This is a genomic window from Nitrobacter sp. TKz-YC02, assembly GCF_049852135.1.
Lineage (GTDB): Bacteria > Pseudomonadota > Alphaproteobacteria > Rhizobiales > Xanthobacteraceae > Nitrobacter > Nitrobacter vulgaris.
On the sequence record NZ_CP180728.1, the window covers coordinates 416,619 to 435,581 of the forward strand.

General features: G+C 61.6%; 13 protein-coding genes. 7 read left to right on the forward strand and 6 right to left on the reverse strand.

Going from position 1 to position 18,963, the window contains the following annotated elements:
* Nucleotides 1-57: 57 nt before the first annotated feature.
* The 3 genes from ACM561_RS01990 to bla all read left to right on the forward strand — a co-directional run bounded on the left by ACM561_RS01990 (nucleotide 58) and on the right by bla (nucleotide 3,557).
* Nucleotides 58-795, forward strand: coding sequence for a HugZ family protein (locus tag ACM561_RS01990; protein ID WP_425907651.1), 738 nt, complete (start codon nucleotides 58-60; stop codon nucleotides 793-795).
* Between the two features lie 157 nt (nucleotides 796-952).
* The gene (locus ACM561_RS01995; protein ID WP_425907652.1) at nucleotides 953-2,569 is read left to right on the forward strand and encodes a phosphoenolpyruvate carboxykinase; all 1,617 of its coding nucleotides are present in this window, start codon (nucleotides 953-955) and stop codon (nucleotides 2,567-2,569) included.
* A gap of 91 nt (nucleotides 2,570-2,660) precedes the next feature.
* Nucleotides 2,661-3,557, forward strand: coding sequence for a class A beta-lactamase (gene bla / locus ACM561_RS02000; protein ID WP_425907654.1), 897 nt, complete (start codon nucleotides 2,661-2,663; stop codon nucleotides 3,555-3,557).
* A 24-nt stretch (nucleotides 3,558-3,581) separates the two neighbouring features.
* On the opposite strand, the gene rocF is transcribed toward bla, so the two are convergent.
* From rocF to ACM561_RS02030, 6 genes are all read right to left on the reverse strand, one after another.
* Complete coding sequence (gene rocF, locus ACM561_RS02005; protein ID WP_425907655.1) at nucleotides 3,582-4,556, reverse strand: arginase; 975 nt, start codon at nucleotides 4,554-4,556, stop codon at nucleotides 3,582-3,584.
* Nucleotides 4,553-7,324 (reverse strand): DNA ligase D, encoded by a 2,772-nt coding sequence (gene ligD / locus ACM561_RS02010; protein WP_425907657.1) that lies wholly within the window; start codon nucleotides 7,322-7,324, stop codon nucleotides 4,553-4,555. The genes rocF and ligD overlap by 4 nt, the downstream gene beginning before the upstream one ends.
* 65 nt (nucleotides 7,325-7,389) lie before the next feature.
* The gene (locus ACM561_RS02015; RefSeq protein ID WP_425907659.1) at nucleotides 7,390-7,578 is read right to left on the reverse strand and encodes a hypothetical protein; all 189 of its coding nucleotides are present in this window, start codon (nucleotides 7,576-7,578) and stop codon (nucleotides 7,390-7,392) included.
* A gap of 12 nt (nucleotides 7,579-7,590) precedes the next feature.
* Nucleotides 7,591-8,571, reverse strand: coding sequence for a Ku protein (locus tag ACM561_RS02020; RefSeq protein ID WP_425907660.1), 981 nt, complete (start codon nucleotides 8,569-8,571; stop codon nucleotides 7,591-7,593).
* Nucleotides 8,572-8,723: 152 nt separating this feature from the next.
* Nucleotides 8,724-11,783, reverse strand: a complete 3,060-nt coding sequence (polA, locus tag ACM561_RS02025) for a DNA polymerase I (RefSeq protein WP_425907662.1) — start codon at nucleotides 11,781-11,783, stop codon at nucleotides 8,724-8,726.
* A 101-nt stretch (nucleotides 11,784-11,884) separates the two neighbouring features.
* On the reverse strand, nucleotides 11,885-12,934 hold the full coding sequence (locus tag ACM561_RS02030) for an acyltransferase family protein (protein ID WP_425907663.1): 1,050 nt from the start codon (nucleotides 12,932-12,934) through the stop codon (nucleotides 11,885-11,887).
* A gap of 291 nt (nucleotides 12,935-13,225) precedes the next feature.
* Here ACM561_RS02030 and hrpB point away from each other — a divergent pair, with 291 nt between their 5' ends.
* The 4 genes from hrpB (at nucleotide 13,226) to ACM561_RS02050 (ending at nucleotide 18,936) form a co-directional block, all read left to right on the forward strand.
* Nucleotides 13,226-15,712: an ATP-dependent helicase HrpB gene (gene hrpB / locus ACM561_RS02035; RefSeq protein WP_425907665.1), complete on the forward strand. Its 2,487-nt coding sequence runs from the start codon at nucleotides 13,226-13,228 to the stop codon at nucleotides 15,710-15,712.
* A gap of 83 nt (nucleotides 15,713-15,795) precedes the next feature.
* On the forward strand, nucleotides 15,796-16,506 hold the full coding sequence (locus ACM561_RS02040) for an MgtC/SapB family protein (protein WP_425907666.1): 711 nt from the start codon (nucleotides 15,796-15,798) through the stop codon (nucleotides 16,504-16,506).
* Between the two features lie 144 nt (nucleotides 16,507-16,650).
* Nucleotides 16,651-17,178 carry a TIGR02281 family clan AA aspartic protease gene (locus tag ACM561_RS02045; RefSeq protein ID WP_425907668.1) on the forward strand — a complete coding sequence of 176 codons (528 nt, stop codon included), beginning with the start codon at nucleotides 16,651-16,653 and terminating at the stop codon, nucleotides 17,176-17,178.
* A gap of 258 nt (nucleotides 17,179-17,436) precedes the next feature.
* Nucleotides 17,437-18,936, forward strand: coding sequence for a phosphomannomutase/phosphoglucomutase (locus ACM561_RS02050; protein ID WP_425907669.1), 1,500 nt, complete (start codon nucleotides 17,437-17,439; stop codon nucleotides 18,934-18,936).
* The last annotated feature ends 27 nt before the right edge of the window (nucleotides 18,937-18,963 follow it).

Sequence of the window (18,963 nt, forward strand, 5' to 3'; positions counted from 1 at the left end):
GTTCGGTTATCAGTTTAGCCCTGAAAAGGTGGTTTTTCAAATTTGAGGATTTAAGCCATGCAGCCGACCGCCAATTTCACAGCCGCAAACCTGACCCGATCCCTGCTACGCCGCAGCCGGCAAGGCGCGCTTGCAACCTTAATGACCGCTAGCGGCGACCCCTATTGCTCCCTTGTGAATGTCGCAAGCCATTACGATGGTTCACCAATTCTTTTGATTTCACGCCTTGCAGTGCATACGAAAAATCTGCTCGCCGACCCCAGAGTGTCGCTGATGCTGGACGAGCGCGCAGCCGGCGACCCTCTGGAAGGCTCCCGGATCATGGTCGCGGGAACCGCCGAGGAGGCGGATGGGGAACTCAAGGCAATCCTGCGAAGACGCTATCTGAACGTTCACCCCTCGGCGGAATCTTTCGCGGATTTCAATGATTTTTCGTTCTTCCGGATTCGGCTAACCGGAGTTCATTTGGTGGCTGGTTTCGGACGGATTGTTGATCTCAGGCCGGAAAAGATTCTGACCAGCCTTGAGGGCGCGGACGCGTTGGTCGCGGCCGAACAAACTGCGATCGAACATATGAATAGCGATCATCGCGACGCCTTGAATCTTTATGCAACGCGGTTGCTCGGCGCGGAGACGGCCGACTGGCGCTGCACCGGTTGCGATCCCGACGGCTTGGACATGAGTGCCGACAAGCGTGATGCGTTGCGCCTTGATTTTCCGCGGCGGATCGTCGCCCCCGATGAACTTCGCGTTATCTTGAAGGAACTGGCGGAGAAGGCCCGCGCGTCAGCATAGCCTTGATCCGAATCCCCTGGAGTAAGCCGGGATTGGCCAGATGAGTTTGGCCTTGATCGATGCCGGCTCTGGACGGCTATAATTTAGACATCGCTGCGGAAGCGCGATTGGTTATGATCGCGCCCTGCGATGCGGATTCGACGAGGAGGAATTTTCCGTGCCTGAGACAGGCGTGCGTAACGGCACTTTCGGCGCCGAAAAGTTCGGCCTAAAAAATCTCAAGGCCGTGTACTGGAATTTTGGCGCGCCGCAGCTTTACGAGCATGCCCTACGTACAGGCGAAGCGATGCTGAATGCGGATGGCGCGTTATGCGCGGAGACCGGTATCTTCACCGGCCGAAGCCCCAAGGATAAATTCGTGGTCCGTGATGCGACCACCGATAAAAATATATGGTGGGCAGGCAACCAGTCGATGACGTCGGGGCAATTCGGCGCGTTGTATTCCGACTTTCTTGAGCACGCCAGGAACAAGACGCTGTTTGCACAGGACCTCTATGGCGGTGCCGATACAAATTTCCGCATCAAGACCCGCGTTTTCACCGAGCTGGCCTGGCATTCGCTTTTTATTCGCACCCTATTGCGCCGGCCGGCGATATCGGAACTTACCAATTTCGTACCTGAACTGACCGTCATCGACCTGCCGAGCTTCCGCGCCGATCCCAAACGGCATGGCGTTCGCTCGGAGAACGTTGTGGCCATCGATTTCATCCGCAAGATCATTCTCATCGGCGGATCTCATTATGCCGGGGAGATGAAGAAAAGCATCTTCACCACGCTGAACTACCATCTGCCCGACAAGGGCGTGTTGCCGATGCACTGCTCGGCCAATGTTGGCCCCGGCGGTGACAGCGCGATCTTCTTCGGCCTCTCGGGAACGGGAAAGACCACGCTGTCCGCCGATCCCAAACGCACGCTGATCGGCGACGATGAGCACGGCTGGAGCAAGGACGGCATCTTCAATTTCGAGGGCGGCTGCTACGCCAAATGCATCAGGCTGTCGCAGGAGGCCGAACCCGAGATTTACGCCGCTTCGAAACGCTTCGGTGCAGTGCTTGAGAATGTCGTACACGGCGAAGCCACGCGGATACCCGATTTCAATGACGACTCGAGGACCGAGAACACCCGTTCGGCCTATCCGCTCGAATTCATTCCGAACGCGTCTTTAACAGGTTGTGCCGGCCAGCCAAAAAATCTGATCATGCTGGCCGCTGACGCCTTTGGCGTACTACCGCCCATCGCCAAGCTGACGCCGGCGCAGGCAATGTATCATTTTCTTTCGGGTTACACCGCGAAGGTAGCGGGAACTGAGCGTGACCTCGGCAACGAGCCGCAGCCAGAATTCTCCACCTGCTTCGGCTCGCCGTTCTTGCCGCGCGATCCCAGCGTCTACGGCAACATGCTGCGCGCCTTGATCGCGAAGCACAAGGTCGATTGCTGGCTGGTGAACACCGGTTGGACCGGGGGCAAATACGGGACCGGCCGTCGCATGCCAATCAGGGTCACGCGCGCTCTGCTCGGCGCAGCGCTCGACGGCTCCTTGCGCGACGTCCAGTTTCACAATGACAAATATTTCGGGTTCGCAGTCCCAACCTCGGTACCAGGCGTCGAGCCGCATATCCTCGATCCGATCAAGACCTGGGCCGATAAGGTCGAGTTCGACAGGACCGCGCGCGCCCTGGTCGACATGTTTCGGAAGAATTTCGGTAGATTCGAGAACGACGTCGATGCCGAGGTCAAGGCCGCGGCTCCGGCGGCTAAGGAGGCGGCAGAGTAAGCCTGCACTCTTGAAGAGTGATTCTTCGATAGTTACGCCGCGCTCTTTACCTAACTACCTCGGCACAGCCAAATATGAGGACGATTAAAAAATGATCGGCAGACGACGATTGCTGCGTGCGACGGGTGCGGGCCTGGCGGGGCTGGTCGTCATGGGCTGGGCTGGCCGAGCCCGGGCGGCCTCGGCATTGCATGAGAAGTTTGTCGACGAATTGAAAAGGCTGGAGAATGAAAGCGGCGGCGGACGGCTGGGTGTCACGCTGCTCGATACCGGCACCGGCCAGCGCGTCGGCCAGCGGATGGACGAGCGGTTTCCAATGTGCAGCACCTTCAAGGTGCTAGCATCGGGCGCCGTTCTTCAAGGGGTCGATGCCGGCAAGGAAAATCTCTCGCGGCGGATTTATTTCAGTGAGACCGATCTCGTGGCCCATTCGCCGGAGACGCAGAAGCACGTCGGCCCGCACGGCATGACCGTCGCAGAACTATGCAAGGCTGCAATTACGCTCAGCGACAACACCGCGGGAAATCTGCTGCTCGCGAGCATTGGCGGCCCGCAGGGCCTGACCGCTTTTGTGCGGGGTCTGGGCGACGACATGACGCGTCTCGACCGCACCGAGACCGCACTCAATGAAGCGTTGCCAGGCGATCCGCGCGATACTACGACGCCGAACGCGATGGCCTCCGATTTGCGGGCGTTGGTATTGGACGGCATGCTGTCGGCGGAGTCGCGCGCTCGACTCGCGGGTTGGCTCGCGGCCAATACAGCTGGCGGCAAGCGCCTGCGCGCCGGATTGCCGGCCGCGTGGCGCGTCGGCGACAAAACCGGGTCCGGCGAGCGGGGAACAGCGAATGATGTTGCTGTGATCTGGCCGCCGGATCGGGCGCCGTTTATTGTGACGGCCTATCTCACGGGTGCTACCGCCTCGGCGGATCGGCAAAACGCTGTCATCGCGGCCGTCGGACGCGCGGTCACGACCGCATTTGCATGATGTCCGCAAGGCTCCGGCGCGTGTTCAGATTCTATCCGGCTCCAGCGCATTGCTCGGAGTCTGGCGGTCGGTGATCTGCTGCCCGAACAGGCTCGCGATCAATTCCACCGCGACCCGCGCGGTTCGCCCGCGTTCGTCGAGAAACGGATTGAGTTCGACGATGTCGACCGAACGGACCAGTCCGGAATCGTATAGCAGTTCCATGACGAGATGCGCCTCGCGATAGGTCGCTCCTCCCGGAACGGTCGTGCCGACGCCGGGCGCGATGCCGGGGTCCAGGACGTCGAGATCGAAGCTGACATGCAGGACGCCATTGCGCGCCCTCACTCGCTCGATGACGCGATGAATCAATACGGACACGCCGAACTCATCGATCGCGCGCATGTCAGCGACCGCGATGCGACGGTCTTGCACCAGCTTCTTCTCGAGCGGGTCAATCGAATGGATGCCGAACAGGTCCAGATGCGCTGGCGAGATAGAGGCGCGCGGTTCGGCGCCGAGCAGGCCTTCAAGCCCGGGCTCGCCGCACGCAAAGGCGGCCGACATGCCGTGCATGTTCGCGGTCATGGTCGTCAGCGGCGTATTGTAATCGGCGTGAGCGTCGAGCCAAAGAACGAACAGTTCGCGTCCTCGTTCATGCCAATAGCGCGCGACGCCGTTGATCGAACCCATCGAGAGGCTGTGGTCGCCGCCAAGAAAGATCGGGATCGCGCCGGACTTCGTCAGATCATAAGCGCGCGGGCTGAGTGCGCGGACCCATGCCTGGATATCGCGGTAGTTGTTGGCCTTCGCGGGAATTGGGTCGGTTGCCGGCACGATCTGAGCAATGGAGATGTCGCCATGATCCAGGACATCGATGCCCAGGTTTTCCAGCACCGGCTTGATTCCCGCGGTCCGCAGTGCTGCTGGCCCCATCAAGGTGCCGCGTTGCGATGCGCCCATGTCGATGGGAATGCCGAGCAGCGCGACCCTTCGGCTACTACCTGTTATGTTCGTCATCGTACGAGCCTGCTGATTGCGGTGGTTAGTGGACGTGCGGCCTTGTCATAGCCCGCCCATGCCTTACTCTTTTTCAAGAGATCTGGCGCGGTGCGGAGTGTGAAACGTTTAGGATCGAGACCGGCTTTCACCTGAGACCAGTTCAGCGGCATGGATACAGTGGCGCCGAGCCGCGCGCGCGGCGACAGCGGCGCGACAGCCGTCGATTTGGTATCGTTGCGAAGATAATCGAGAAAGATTTTTCCCTCGCGCTGCTTCTTCGACATGTTGATGAGATATTTATCGGGTGCGTCAGCGGCCATTTGTTCGCAGACGGCTTGGGCGAACATCTTGGCTTGCTTCCAGTTCAATCCGTCTTTTTGCTTGATTGCAAGCGGCGTGACGACGTGCAGCCCCTTGCCGCCGGTGGTCTTGCAGAACGTTTCGAGCCCGAGCGCCTCAAGCCGCTGCTTCATGTCCTTGGCCGCAGCGATCACGTCGGGGAATGCGATGCCCGGCGCGGGATCGAGGTCGAATACCAGCCGTCCCGGCACCGTGTATTCGTTGGGTGCGCAATTCCACGGATGCAATTCGATACCGCCGATCTGCGCCACCGCCGCCAGTGCCTCGACGCGGTCGATCTGCAGATAAGGCTTTCGGTCGCCTGACACCTTCGCTTGCGTGACCAGATCCGATAGGCCCGGCATGGCGTGGCGCTGGAAGAACGTCTCGCCGTCGATGCCATCTGGCGCGCGCACGATCGAACACGGCCGCCCGCGTATGTGGCCGATCATCCAGTCGCCCACGGCTTCCATGTAGGTGGCAAGATCGAGCTTGGTGACCGGCTGCTTGTCCCCCGCATCCGGCCATAGCGCTTTATCTGGATGCGAGATCACAACGCCCATCACCGTCGAGCGATCGCGCGCCGCGGACGTGCGAGGTTGCCGCGGTCTGGTCGTGTCGGTGTTCGCTGTTGGTGTGGCTCGCGCGTTGGGCTGTGTTGCGTTGAGCTTTGTCTTGTCGAGCCTTGTCTTATCGAGTCGTGCCTTGTTGAACCTTGGGGCGGCCGCACGGGCCGGCATTTCCGCCCTGACCTCACGCGCCGGCTTGTCCGCGCGCAGCCCTTTGAAGGCTGCTTGCCGGACCATGCCGTCATCAGTCCAACCGGCGAATTCGATTTCGGCGACCAGTTTAGGTTTTAGCCAATGAACGTTGCGACTGCCGGCCGGCGCATTCTTGCCGGTGAAAGGACTTTTCGATGCGGCCGCGGCTTTCAATGCTGGCATGATGCGTTTCACGGTATCGCGGCCGTAGCCGGTGCCGACGATGCCGGTATAGACGAGGTGGTCGCCGTTATAGACGCCGGCCATCAGCGAGCGGAACTTGTCGCCTGTTGTCTTCCACCCGCCGATCACGACCTCATGGCCGGGACGGCTCTTGGTTTTGACCCAGTTACCGCCGCGGCCGGCGCGATAGGGCGCGTCGATGCGTTTGGAGATGATACCTTCGAGGCCGGCGTCGCGGGCGGATGCGAGCATCTGTTCGCCGTTCACGTCAAAATGCTCCACGTAGCGGATCGGTGCGCGGTCGGATCTTGCAGAGCGCCTGAGCAGCTTGCGAAGCCGGTCCTTGCGCGTCAGCAGCAGCTGCGGGCGCAAATCTTCGCCTTCCGCAAACAACAGATCGAATGCGAAGAACACCAGTTCGTCGGTCTTGTCTTCGGACAGCGCGGCCTGCATCGCCGAGAAATCAGGATCGCCCTTTGCGTTGAGCGCGACGATCTCGCCGTCGAGGATGGCGTCGGGCAGTTTCGCGGCCGCCTTTGCGATGGCTGAAAGCTTGTCGGTCCAGTCGAGGCCTTTGCGGGTTTTCAGCGTCACGTCACCGTTCTCGATCCGGATCTGGATGCGATAGCCGTCGAACTTGATTTCATGCACCCAACCCTCCGCCGATGGCGGGCGCGTTGCCGTTTCGCAAAGCTGAAGTCCGGCAAAGTCCGGCATCCCGCCCCTGATCGCGCGTGCCTTGGCAATTTGTACTCGGGTTTTCTTCGGCGCCTTCTTGTCGGTCGATGCGGGCTCTGGGCTCGGCTTTGCCGACCGTTTCGATTCCCTGGTGCGCGCCTCCGCGGCAGCGCCCTTGTTCGAATCCCAAACCGCGTCAGAGTCGGCGATTCGCCTGGTCATCATGAAAGGCTCCGGCGCCTTGCCCTTGCCTGTGGCGATCTGTTCGAGGGTCCGACCCGATGCGACGGACCGGTCCTGCTTCAGCACATCCTCGCCGCCGCCCAGCTTTGCGTAGTCGTCGCGGTGCTTGATCAGCAGCCAGTTGGTGCGCTTGCCGCCGCTGCGGTCGTGCTTCATGCGCACCAGCACCCACTCGCCCTTGAGCTTTTCCCCTATCAGCGCGAATTTGAGGTCGCCCTTGGCGAGACCTTTCGCCGGGTCCTCGGCATACCAGTAGCCGCGGTCCCAGATCTCCACGGTACCGCCGCCATATTGACCCTTCGGGATGGTGCCTTCGAAGTCGCCATAGTCGAGCGGGTGATCCTCGACCTCGACCGCCAGACGTTTCTCGGTTGGGTCGAGCGAGGGACCGCGCGTCACGGCCCAGGATTTGAACACTCCGTCATATTCGAGACGGAAGTCGTAATGCAGCCGTGTGGCGTCATGCATCTGGATGACGAAGCGCCGCTGCTTTGAGGTCGCGACGCGCGCCTTACCGCTCGGCTCGGCGGTTTTTGAGAAGTCACGCTTGTCGCGATAGGTACGCAGTTTTCGCGAGGTCACGGCGACGGCTCCGATCAAGGATCAAACGTCGGCAACGCCCGGTAAGCGCAAGAGTGCTGCCGGCGTCACGCCTTTTTCTTTCCGACGCCCGCACTCTTCCGCAGGGCATCCTTGAGATCAATCGGCACGCCATGCTTTTTCAAGAGGTCGGCAAAAGCCTCGTCGGCCAGATCCTGAAGGGTCGCCATGCGATCGCGGCCGAGCTGCGTCAGCGCCGCCATGGTCTCGTCGTCGAAGGCGATTAGTTTGCGCATCGGTGCAGCCGGTTAACCGGCCTTGCGTTTCGCGGTGGAGCCCTTCGCCGTCGATGTCTTCGCAGTTTTGGCCGGACGCTTCGCAGGCTCCCGCTTGGCCTCCTTCGCGGCGGCCTTTTTGCCCTCGATCGGAAACAGCATCTCGCGCTGGCCTTCGATACGCTTCTTCGACTTCTTGCCTTTTGCCGGAGTTGCCTTGGCCACGGCCGGCGCAGATTTGCCGCCCTTCAGGCTCTGCCGCAAGGCATCCATCAGGTTGATGACATTGCCTTCGGTCTTGACCTTGGCTTTTGCGATCGGGTGGCCTGCCTTCTTCTGCTCGATCAAGTCCAGCAGCGCTGCTTCATAATGATCCTCAAAGGCAGTCGGCTCGAAGCGGCCGGACTTTTGCTCGACGATATGCTTGGCGAGATCGAGCATGTCCTTGGTGATCTTCATCTCCTTGATGTCGTCGAAATAGTCCGATGCCTCGCGTACTTCGTAAGCGTAGCGCAGCAGCAGGCCGACCAACCCGTTGTCGCGCGCTTCAAGGGCAATGACGTGCTCGCGATTGGTCAGCACCACCCGAGCCAGCGCGACCTTGCCCGTCGCCTTGATGGTGTCGCGGATCACGACATAGGCATCGTGTCCGACCTTGCCGTCCGGCACCAGATAATACGGCCTGACAATATAGAGATCGTCGATCTCTGCGCGCGGCACAAACCGGTCGATATCGATGGTGTGGGTGGACTCCAGCGCGATGTTGTCGAGTTCGTCCTTCGTCACTTCGAGATACGTATCGGTATCGATCTTGTACCCCTTGACGATATCGTCGTTGTCGACCTCGTCGCCGGTTTCGGCATCGACCTTCTGATACTTGATGCGGTGCCCGGTCTTGCGATTGATCTGGTTGAAGCTGACCTTCTCGGACTCCGAGGTCGCCGGAAACAGGGCTACCGGGCAGGTCACGAGCGAAAGGCGTAGAAAGCCCTTCCAGTTAGCACGCGGGGCCATCGAAAACTCCATACGCAACGGGCTGAAAACTGCAGAAAGGGATTCAATATCACGAGCGGCGAAACGTTCCGAGTCGAAGGCGGCGCGTGCAGTTGTCAGTGGTGTCGTGCAGTTCTTGTTGTGTTCTTGTCAGGTCGGCCGTTGGGATGGTCCTAATGTGCTTCGTCCCAGTTATCAGCGGCGCGGGCGTCGACCTGCAACGGCACCGACAGCAACACCGCCGGGAATGGCGCATCCTGCATCACATGTTGTACGACCGGCAGCGTTGCCGAGACCTCCTCGTTCGGCACTTCAAAAATCAGCTCGTCATGGACCTGCAGCAGCATCCGTGCGGACAGCCTCTTCGCCGCGAGCGCATCGTCCATCCGCGCCATGGCGCGGCGGATGATGTCGGCAGCCGACCCCTGCAGACGCGCATTGATCGCGGCGCGCTCGTTGAAGGCGCGATGCGAGGGGTTCGGCGACTTGATGTCGGGGTAATGGCATTTGCGGCCGAACAGGGTCGTGACATAGCCGTGCTCGCGGCAAAAATCGCGGGTCGCATCCATGTAGGCGCGAATGCCGGGAAAGCGCTCGAAATACTTCTTGATATAGGCGGCTGCTTCTTCGCGGGGGATGCCGAGCTGATTGGCGAGGCCGAAAGCCGAGATACCGTAGATGATGCCGAAGTTGATAGCCTTGGCCCGGCGGCGGATTTCGCCGGGCATTCCCTTTACGGGCACGCCGAACATTTCCGACGCCGTCATGGCGTGAATATCAAGGCCGTCGCGGAACGCCTGCTTCAGCACCGGGATATCGGCGATTTCCGCAAGCAGCCGCAGTTCGATTTGAGAGTAATCGGCTGACACCAGCTTGTGTCCGGGGACCGCGATGAAGGCACGACGAATCTTTCGTCCCTCCTCGTTGCGCACCGGGATGTTCTGCAGGTTCGGCTCGTTCGACGACAATCGGCCGGTGGTGGTGGCAGCGAGCGCATAGGTCGTGTGTACGCGCTTGGTCTGGGGATGAACGTATTCGGGCAGCGCGTCGGTATAGGTCGATTTCAGTTTGGACACCTGTCGCCAGTCAAGGATCTTGCGCGGGAAGGCGTGGCCCTGCTCGGCGAGTTCATCGAGGATTTGCGCCGAGGTCGACCATGCGCCGGTCTTGGTCTTGCTGCCGCCCGGCAATCCCATCTTGCCGAACATGATCTCGCCGATCTGCTTCGGGCTGCCGACATTGATCGGCTCGCCCGCAAGCTGCTGGATTTCGGCTTCCAGTCGTGCCGCGGTCTGCGCGAATTCGCCTGAGAGTCGCGACAGCACCTGCCGGTCGATGGTGATGCCGCGCCGCTCCATCCGCGCCAGCGTCGCGACCATCGGCCGCTCGAGCGTCTCGTAGACCGCATTCATGCGCTCGGCGACCAGCCATGGCTTTAAGACCTGCCACAGCCGCAAGGTGAGGTCGGCATGTTCCGCCGCGTAAGCCGTGGCGCGCTCGATCGCCACCTGATCGAACGCAAGCTTGTTCTTGCCGCTGCCGGTCAGTTCGCCGTAGCTCTGCGCGGTGTGCCCGAGCCAGCGTTGTGCCAGCGATTCGAGATCGTGGGAGCCCCGCCCGGCATCGAGTGCATAGGATATCAGCTCGACGTCGTCGTGATTCTGCATGACGATGCCATGCTGCGCGAGTAGCACGGCACTGAACTTGACGTTGAGCCCGATCTTCAGGTGGCCGCCGGATTCAAGGATTGGCTTCAGGATATCCAGCGCGTCGCGGACCGCGATCTGACCGGGCGCAAGACCGGCGGCAAACAGGCCGGCTCCGTCGCCGGCCTGTTTGTGGCTGAGCGGGATGTAGCATGCATCGTTCGGCGCGAGAGCCAGAGTGAGGCCCGACAATTCGGCCTGCATGGGATCAATCGTCGGTGCCAGGGCTTCGAAGGCAAAGCTGCCATTGTTATCGATGCGGGCAACCCAGTCTTTCAGCCGCTCTAGCGTGCGGATTGTTTCGTAGGTGTCGTGCTGGACTGGCAGCTTGCGCACCGCTTCAAGGCGGGCGGCGGCAAGGGCCGCAGGCGTTTTGATCTCCGCGTCGCCCGTCGCCTTTGCCTTGATGATCGGCGTGCTTTTCACGACGCTATCGCTGCTACCGAACAGATCGCCGGTGACGGCGGCTATGGACGCCTTGGGCGCTGTCGAAGAAGCCCCGCTGGCGTTTTTTTTGTCCGGCTCGATCTCGGCCGCGTTAAGCTCGGAATAGTCTGCGACGCGTTTTGTCAGCGTGGTGAATTCCATCGCCTTCAGGAAGGCGATCAGCTTACGGGCGTCGGGCTCTTGCACCGCGAGGTCGTCCAGCGGCACATCGAGCGCGACCTTGTCGTCGAGCAAAACGAGTTGCCGCGAGATGCGGGCCTTCTCGGCATTCTCTATCAGAGTCTCGCGCCGCTTCGGCTGCTTGATCTCAGTGGCGCGCGCCAGCAAGGTTTCGAGGTCGCCGTATTCCGTGATGAGTTGCGCGGCGGTCTTGACGCCGATGCCCGGCACGCCCGGCACGTTGTCGACGCTGTCGCCGGCTAAAGCCTGCACCTCGACCACCTTCTCCGGCGGCACGCCGAATTTCTCGATCACTTCAGGTATGCCGAGGCGGCGGTCCTTCATAGTGTCGTACATGGTGACGCAGTCGGTGACGAGCTGCATCAAGTCCTTGTCAGAAGATACGATGGTCGCGGTCGCGCCACGCTCGCACGCCTGCCTCACATAGGTCGCGATCAGGTCGTCGGCTTCGAAGCCGATCTGTTCGAGGCAGGGCAGGTCGAACGCTTTCACCGCCTCGCGGATCAGCGCGAATTGCGGGATCAGGTCGTCTGGTGCGGGCGGCCGATGCGCCTTGTAGTCGGGATAGAGCTTGTTGCGGAACGTTACCTCGGACTTGTCGAAGATGATCGCGAGGTGCGTCGGCTTGTCGTCCTTCGGCATGTCGCGCAACAGCTTCCACAGCATATTGCAGAAGCCGAGGACCGCGTTGACCTGCAGTCCATCGGATTTGCGGTTCAACGGCGGCAGAGCGTGATAAGCGCGGAAGATGTAGGATGAGCCGTCGACCAGAAAGACGTGCTGTCCCTGCATATTGGTCCCAGCTTCAGCTTTCGCCGCAGGAACCGTCGCGGGGATGGTGGCTGGGATCTCGGCTGCGTCGATCGCGGCAGCGGGTTTGGCGGCGGGCTTTTTCGGCATGGCCGCAACTTAAGGAGTTTTCCCGCTAATGGCACCCCCGCGGCGTTCTCGTGACCGACAAAAATCGCAGGGCTTCGGGTTGACCGGGCGACCGAGCCGGATTATTTGGCCGCCGCCTGAATCGCGGAGGCTCGTTTCTTCGGCGCGATCCAGAAGGCGTCAGGACGCTCGAACGGGAAGTTCGCCCGAGTGTTGCGGCAGGCCCACCAGATCAGCACCGCGCCGATCACGCCGGCGATGGTGACGATCAGAGAGATCAAGCCGACATCCTGGATCAAACCTGCTTTCAGCAGGATCGTGCGTGAGGCGGCCATCGGCAGGAAGAACGCGAGATAGATGACGATCGAGTGCTCGCCGCAATAGCGCACGGCGTTCAGCCAGCGCATTTTCGCAAGCAAAGTGCCAACAGCGATGATGGCGCTGGCGCCGGCGAGACCGAGCGCGAGCGAAACGATCGGCCATTCGCTGATGCCAGTATGGACCAGGCCGCCGTTGACAACAGCCCACAGCGCAAGCGCCGCCAGCGTCAATCCCGGATAAGCGCGGGCGCGGGCCGACCATGCGAATACGTAGTTCGCGAACAGGTATCCGGAATAGATGTAGACGAAGCGAGCGGCGAATTCGTCGATAAGCGTCCAGCCGGTCGAGATGTGCGTCATCTCGAGCGCCGCCGCAGCACCCCAGATCGCCCAAGGCGCGATCCGGCGCGTGGCCTTGATGACCACGAAGAACACCGGCAGCAGATAGATGAACCACAGCGTGCCGAACGGATCGATGAACGACATCAGATAGAGATGGACGACGCCCGGCCAGCCCACCTCGGCGGCAAAGTGGGGGGCCTTGAAGCCGAACTGGATCGCGGTCCACAGAACGTAGAAGTAGAAGAAGTGCACGACCTTGCGGTCGAGGTAGGTGCGCCAGTCGCGGTTAATGACGAGCGGCAGGAATAGGCCGGAAATCAGGAAGAAGTCCGGCATCCGGAACGGCTTTGCGAATTCGACCACGAGGTGCATGAAGCCGGTTTGTCCGGCTGCGGCCTCAACGCCTAGCACCGAGTGCATCATCACCACCATGATGATGCAGATGCCCTTGGCATAGTCGACCCAGTCGACCCGTTCGCTTTTCTGCGCAGCTGTGCCGTTTCCGGTCATGGTTGTCTCTTTTCGGCGCGATGGGGCCTGTTTACAGGCGGATCGGTTGCGTTCTCCTTTCATCAATCAAATAATGTGCCGGTTTCCCGGGAAAGTGATCGGACAGAGGTATCGCCTGGCCGTTTGGCAAGTGGTGCGCTAGAGCCTTTCCGCTTCTGATGGAATCAGAAGCAGGGCTCTATCATTCTGATCTGACGCGTTTTCTCCACGCGAACCGGTTATCCACTTCGCTCGAAAACGCTATAGGACGGCCTTCCCGTTACCATGCCGTACGCGCGGACCTAATCCTTGATGGAAACATTCGCCAACCCGCTTCCGATCGACGCCGTGCTCGGCGAACTTGGACGCACGCTTGCTGCGCACAACGCCGCGGTGCTGGTGGCGCCGCCGGGAGCCGGCAAGACGACGCGGGTGCCGCTGGCACTGCTCGACACGCCCTGGGTCGCCGGCAGGAAGATCGTCGTGCTGGAGCCACGCCGGATCGCGGCGCGCGCCAGCGCGGAACGAATGGCGCAGACGCTGGGCGAGCGCGCTGGCGAGACCGTGGGCTATCGCGTGCGCTTCGGCTCCAAGATCTCGCGCAGAACGCGTATCGAGGTCGTCACCGAAGGGATCTTCTCGCGGCAGATCCTCGACGATCCCGAACTGAACGGTGTTGCCGCGATCCTGTTCGACGAGTTTCATGAGCGTTCGCTCGATGCAGACCTCGGGCTCGCACTGGCGCGTGACGTCCAGACCGGACTGCGGGAGGATTTGCGGATTCTTGTGATGTCCGCGACCATCGACGGTGCGCGGATCGCAAAACGTCTTGGCTGCGCGCCGGTGATCGAAAGCGAGGGCCGCGCCTTCCCGATTGAAACGCGATATCTTGGCCGCAAGCCCGATTCACCACTAGAGCGGCAGATGGCTGACGCGATCGCGACAGCGCTGCGCGCTGACGCAGGCTCCGTGCTGGCGTTCCTGCCGGGCGCGGCCGAAATCCGGCGCACGCAAAATATGCTCGCTGAACGGGTTCACGATGCATCCATTGAGATCGTGCCGTTGTTCGGCGCGCTCGACGCGGCGGTGCAGGATCGCGCCATCGCGCCCGCGCCGAGGGGGCGTCGCAAGGTGGTGCTGGCCACATCGATCGCCGAGACCTCGCTGACCATCGAGGGCGTCCGCATCGTGGTGGATTCCGGCATGGCGAGGGTGCCGCGCTTCGAACCTGACATCGGCCTGACGCGGCTGGAAACCATGCGTGCCTCGCGCGCCGCGGTGGACCAGCGCCGCGGCCGCGCAGGCCGCACCGAGCCTGGTGTATGTTATCGGCTATGGGACGAGCCGCAGACCGCCTCGCTGTCCGCCTATACCCAGCCCGAGATCCTCTCAGCCGATCTGTCGTCGTTGGTGCTCGATCTCGCGCAATGGGGTGTGCGCGATCCCGCCACACTGACGTTTCTCGATCCACCGCCTGCTCCCGCGTTGAACGAGGCGCGAAGCCTGCTGGGCGAGCTGGGCGCGCTGGATGCCGATGGCCGCATCACCGACGAAGGAAAAAGTTTGCGCGCGTTGGCGCTGCCCCCACGGCTCGCGCGCATGATCGTGGGCGCGCATCGTCTCGGCGCAGGCCGGGAGGCTGCGGACATTGCGGCGGTACTGACCGAGCGGGGTCTGGGCGGCGACAGCGTCGATCTCGATGCGAGGCTCGATAGCTTTCGCCGCGACCGCTCGCCACGCGCCGCCGGCGCGAGACAGCTTGCGGAACGTTGGGCGTCGCAGGTAGCGGTGCCTGTTACCCCTCCCGCCTCTGGTGGGGAGGGAGAAACCTTTCCTTCCAGCGGCGTGATGCTCGCTCTCGCGTTTCCCGATCGCGTGGCGCGCAATCGCGGCAACGGGTCTTTCGTGCTCGCCAACGGCCGTGGCGCGTCGGCCGATCAGGCCTCGGTGCTGGCGCGGTCGCCTTTTATCGCGGTTGCTGAACTAACCGGTACCGCAGCCAACGGCCGCATTCTTCTGGCCGTGCCGATCGCGCAGGCCGAGATCGAATCGCGCTTCGCTGGCCAGATCGAGACCGACGAGGAGATCTCATTCGATCGCGCGGCGATGAGTTTGCGGGCACGGCGGCGCAAGCGGCTGCATGCGATCACGCTTGCCGAAGCGCCGGTGGCGGTCGCGCCGTCGGTTACGACAGCGCGCATCCTCGCCGAAGGATTGTTAGGAGCGGGTCTGGATCGCTTGCCGTGGTCGAAGCCGCTCAAGCAATGGCGCGGCCGGGTCATGTTCCTGCGCGCGGCGGAAGGCGAGGAGTGGCCGGACCTGTCCGATGCCGGGCTTGTGGCCACAACCGACATGTGGCTGGCGCCCGCGCTGTTCGACAAGACCGCTTTGAAGGAATTTTCGGCCGGCGATCTGTCGGAAGCGCTGATGGCGTTGTTGCCTTGGAGTTTGCGCGCGCGGCTGGCGCGCGAGGCGCCGACCCATTTTGAGGCGCCGACGGGTACGATGCTCGCGATCGACTACGAAGCCGAGCAGGGGCCGACCATTGCCGTCAGATTGCAGGAATTGTTCGGCCTGACGACGCATCCGTCGATCGCGCAAGGCAAGGTGCCGCTGGTCCTGGAATTGCTGTCTCCGGCGCATCGCCCGGTGCAGGTGACGCGCGACCTGCCGGGCTTCTGGCGCGGCAGCTATGCCGCCGTTCGTTCCGATCTGCGCGGGCGCTATCCCCGGCATCCCTGGCCGGACGATCCGGCGAATGCGCCGCCGACACGGCGGGTTAAGCCGCGTGGGACCTGAAAGGGCCGATTGAGCGGGGAACTCGCGCCATTGATGAGGCGTTGACGTGACGTCTCGCGCCGCGACCCACCTTGAGGCCCTTCATGGACATGCCCCTGCAGCCGACCTGGTCGGATATCGCGATCCGTCTCGCTCTGACAATGGTTGCGGGGGGCATCGTGGGGTTTGACCGGGGCGTGCAAGGGCATGCGGCCGGATTTCGTACCACCATTCTGGTCGGTCTTGCTGCTTCGATCGCCATGATCCAGGCGAACATCCTGCTATCGACCAGCGGCAAAACGGTTGAGTCCTTTGTCCAGATTGACGTCATGCGTTTGCCGCTCGGCATTTTGACCGGCGTGGGGTTTATCGGCGCCGGTACCATCTTCAAGAAGGGTGACCTTATCGCCGGCGTCACCACCGCGGCGACGTTGTGGCTGATGACCGTGATCGGGCTTTCGCTGGGTGGAGGCCAACTCGTGCTCGGCATGACTGCCACCCTACTGGCCGTCATGACTCTGGGGGCGCTCAAGTGGGTCGACTATTTCATTCCCCGTGAACGTAGGGCCCGGTTGATCGTCGCGGACGATACGCAGATGCGGGCGGTCATCGAACTGCCTGTGATGACCCAAGAAGTGGGCTACCAGGCTAGTTTTACGGAAGCCAAGCGCCGCGATGACGGATGGATCGATTGCTCATTCGACATCTCGTGGCGGCGCGCTGGGCGGTCCTCGTCACCGACCGAACTCTTGATGCTGATCCACAGGCGCTATGCGGTCGTGGCATTCGCCCTGACGACGGAAGATGGTCGCTAGCTTCCCCAATTGGCCGCACAGCTCCGCGCGCATGTTAACGGTTCGCTCATCCTTTTGGCACAAATAGCAGCTTCGCCATTGCTCGTAGCCGGCTGATGGCCGTCGCGAGATCGCCGCGTCGCCATTTGTCAGTGAGTATGCGCCATGCGTAATCTGATAATTCTTGCCGCGCTTCTGATCGGTGCCGGCTCTTATATGGCGCAACTGGCCGACGAGATGACCACGACCGCAGCCGCGCGGCCCACCACGTCGACGCAGCCGACAGCGTTCGCCGCGCTTCAGGATAATGCCCAGGCCGGCATCCGCAGCATTAGCATTGCACGCGACGGCCGGGGCCACTTCCAGACAGAAGGCCGAATCGACGGCCAGCGCATCGGCTTCATGGTCGACACCGGTGCCTCCGTCGTCGCGCTCAACGAAAGCTCGGCCGCGCGGCTTGGCGTGCGGCCCTCGCAGAACGACTACACGACGACGGTGACTACGGCCAACGGCAAGCTCAAGGCGGCGCGTACCCGGCTCGCCATGGTCGACATCGGCGGTCTCATCGTGCGCGATGTCGATGCCATGGTGCTGCCCGACGAAGCGCTGTCTGAAAATCTGCTTGGTTTATCTTTTTTATCCAAACTCAAGCGCTTCGAATTCGCGAACGGGCGGATGATGCTAGAACAATAATTCGTCGTCGCCGTTGGGGCTGACGCGCGGATGCTTCGCCGTCGCGAATTATGCCGCAATTGCCGTTCACACACCGGTAGCGTTTTCGAGCGAAGTGGACATCGGTTCGCGTCAAGAAAACGCGTTAAATAAAAAGCTTGAGCCCGGCTTTGATGTCGTCAAAGCCGGAATAGTTCTAGCTCCCGCATTCCAGCAGCAGTGGTATCGCCAGCGCTGCATTTCCTTATGTCATGTCCTTTCCTTGAGAGGCCCATCCGCATGTTTCCGAAGCCGAAACCAGTTCTGGCACCGAACACCTATGCCTATGAATCCGAGCCGATGGTGAAGGCGACCGGCTTTCGCGAATATGACGCGCGCTGGCTGTTCGGCAAGGAAATCAACCTGATGGGCATCCAGGCGCTGGGCATGGGCCTAGGCACGCTGATCGGCGAACTCGGCCAGAAGAAGGAGATCGTCACCGGTCACGATTTCCGCAGCTATTCGTCCTCTATCAAGTACGCGCTGATCTCCGGCCTGTTGGCGTCGGGCTGCAAGGTTCACGATATCGGACTTTGCATGACGCCGATGGCATACTTCGCCCAGTTCGAGCTCGACGTCCCCTGCGTTGCCATGGTGACGGCCTCGCATAACGACAACGGCTGGACCGGTGTCAAGATGGGCGCCAACCGGCCACTGACGTTTGGGCCAGACGAAATGACGCGGCTCAAGGAAATCGTGCTCGGCGCTGCCTTCGCCACCAGGGCGGGCGGCTCCTATGAGTTTCACGACAACTTCCCGGCGCGCTACATCGCCGATCTGACGAAACGGCCGAAACTGAAGCGCAAGTTGAAGGTCGTGGTGGCCTGCGGCAACGGCACCGCCGGCGCCTTCGCGCCGCAGGTGATGGAGGCGATCGGCTGCGAGGTGATCCCGCTGGATACCGAGCTTGATCACACTTTTCCGAAGTACAATCCCAATCCCGAAGACATGAAGATGCTGCACGCGATCCGCGACGCGGTACTCGAGCACAAGGCCGACGCCGGTCTCGGCTTCGACGGTGACGGAGATCGCTGCGGCGTGGTCGACAACACCGGCGAGGAAATCTTCGCCGACAAGGTCGGCGTGATGCTGGCGCGCGACATGTCAGCGATCCACAAGGATGCGCATTTCGTGGTCGATGTGAAGTCGACAGGATTGTTTGTCACCGATCCGGTATTGCAGCAGCAGGGTGCGCGGACGACTTACTGGAAAACCGGCCACTCCTACATGAAGCGGCGCACCAATGAGCTCGGCGCGCTCGCTGGTTTCGAAAAATCCGGGCACTTCTTTTTCAACGCGCCGATGGGCCGCGGTTACGACGACGGACTGATCTCGGCGATCGCTGTGTGCGAGATGCTTGATCGCGCAGCTGGCAAATCGCTGGCCGACCTGAAGAACGCCTTGCCCAAAACCTGGTCGTCGCCGACGATGTCGCCGCATTGCGCCGACGAGGCCAAGTACGGCATCGTTGACAGCGTGGTGAAGCATTTCGAGGCGGCCAAGGCCAACGGCGACAAGATCGCCGGTCAGCCGATCCGCGATCTTGTCACCGTCAACGGCATCAGAGTGACGGCGCAGGATGGAAGCTGGGGGTTGGTGCGGGCGTCATCGAACAAGCCCGAGCTTGTTGTGGTGGTCGAAAGCCCGGTCTCCGAACAGCGGATGCGCGATATGTTCGAGGTGATGGACAGCGTGCTGCGTACGCATCCCGAGGTCGGCGAATACAATCAGAAGATTTGATTGTCAGGAATACACGGGTGAAACCGC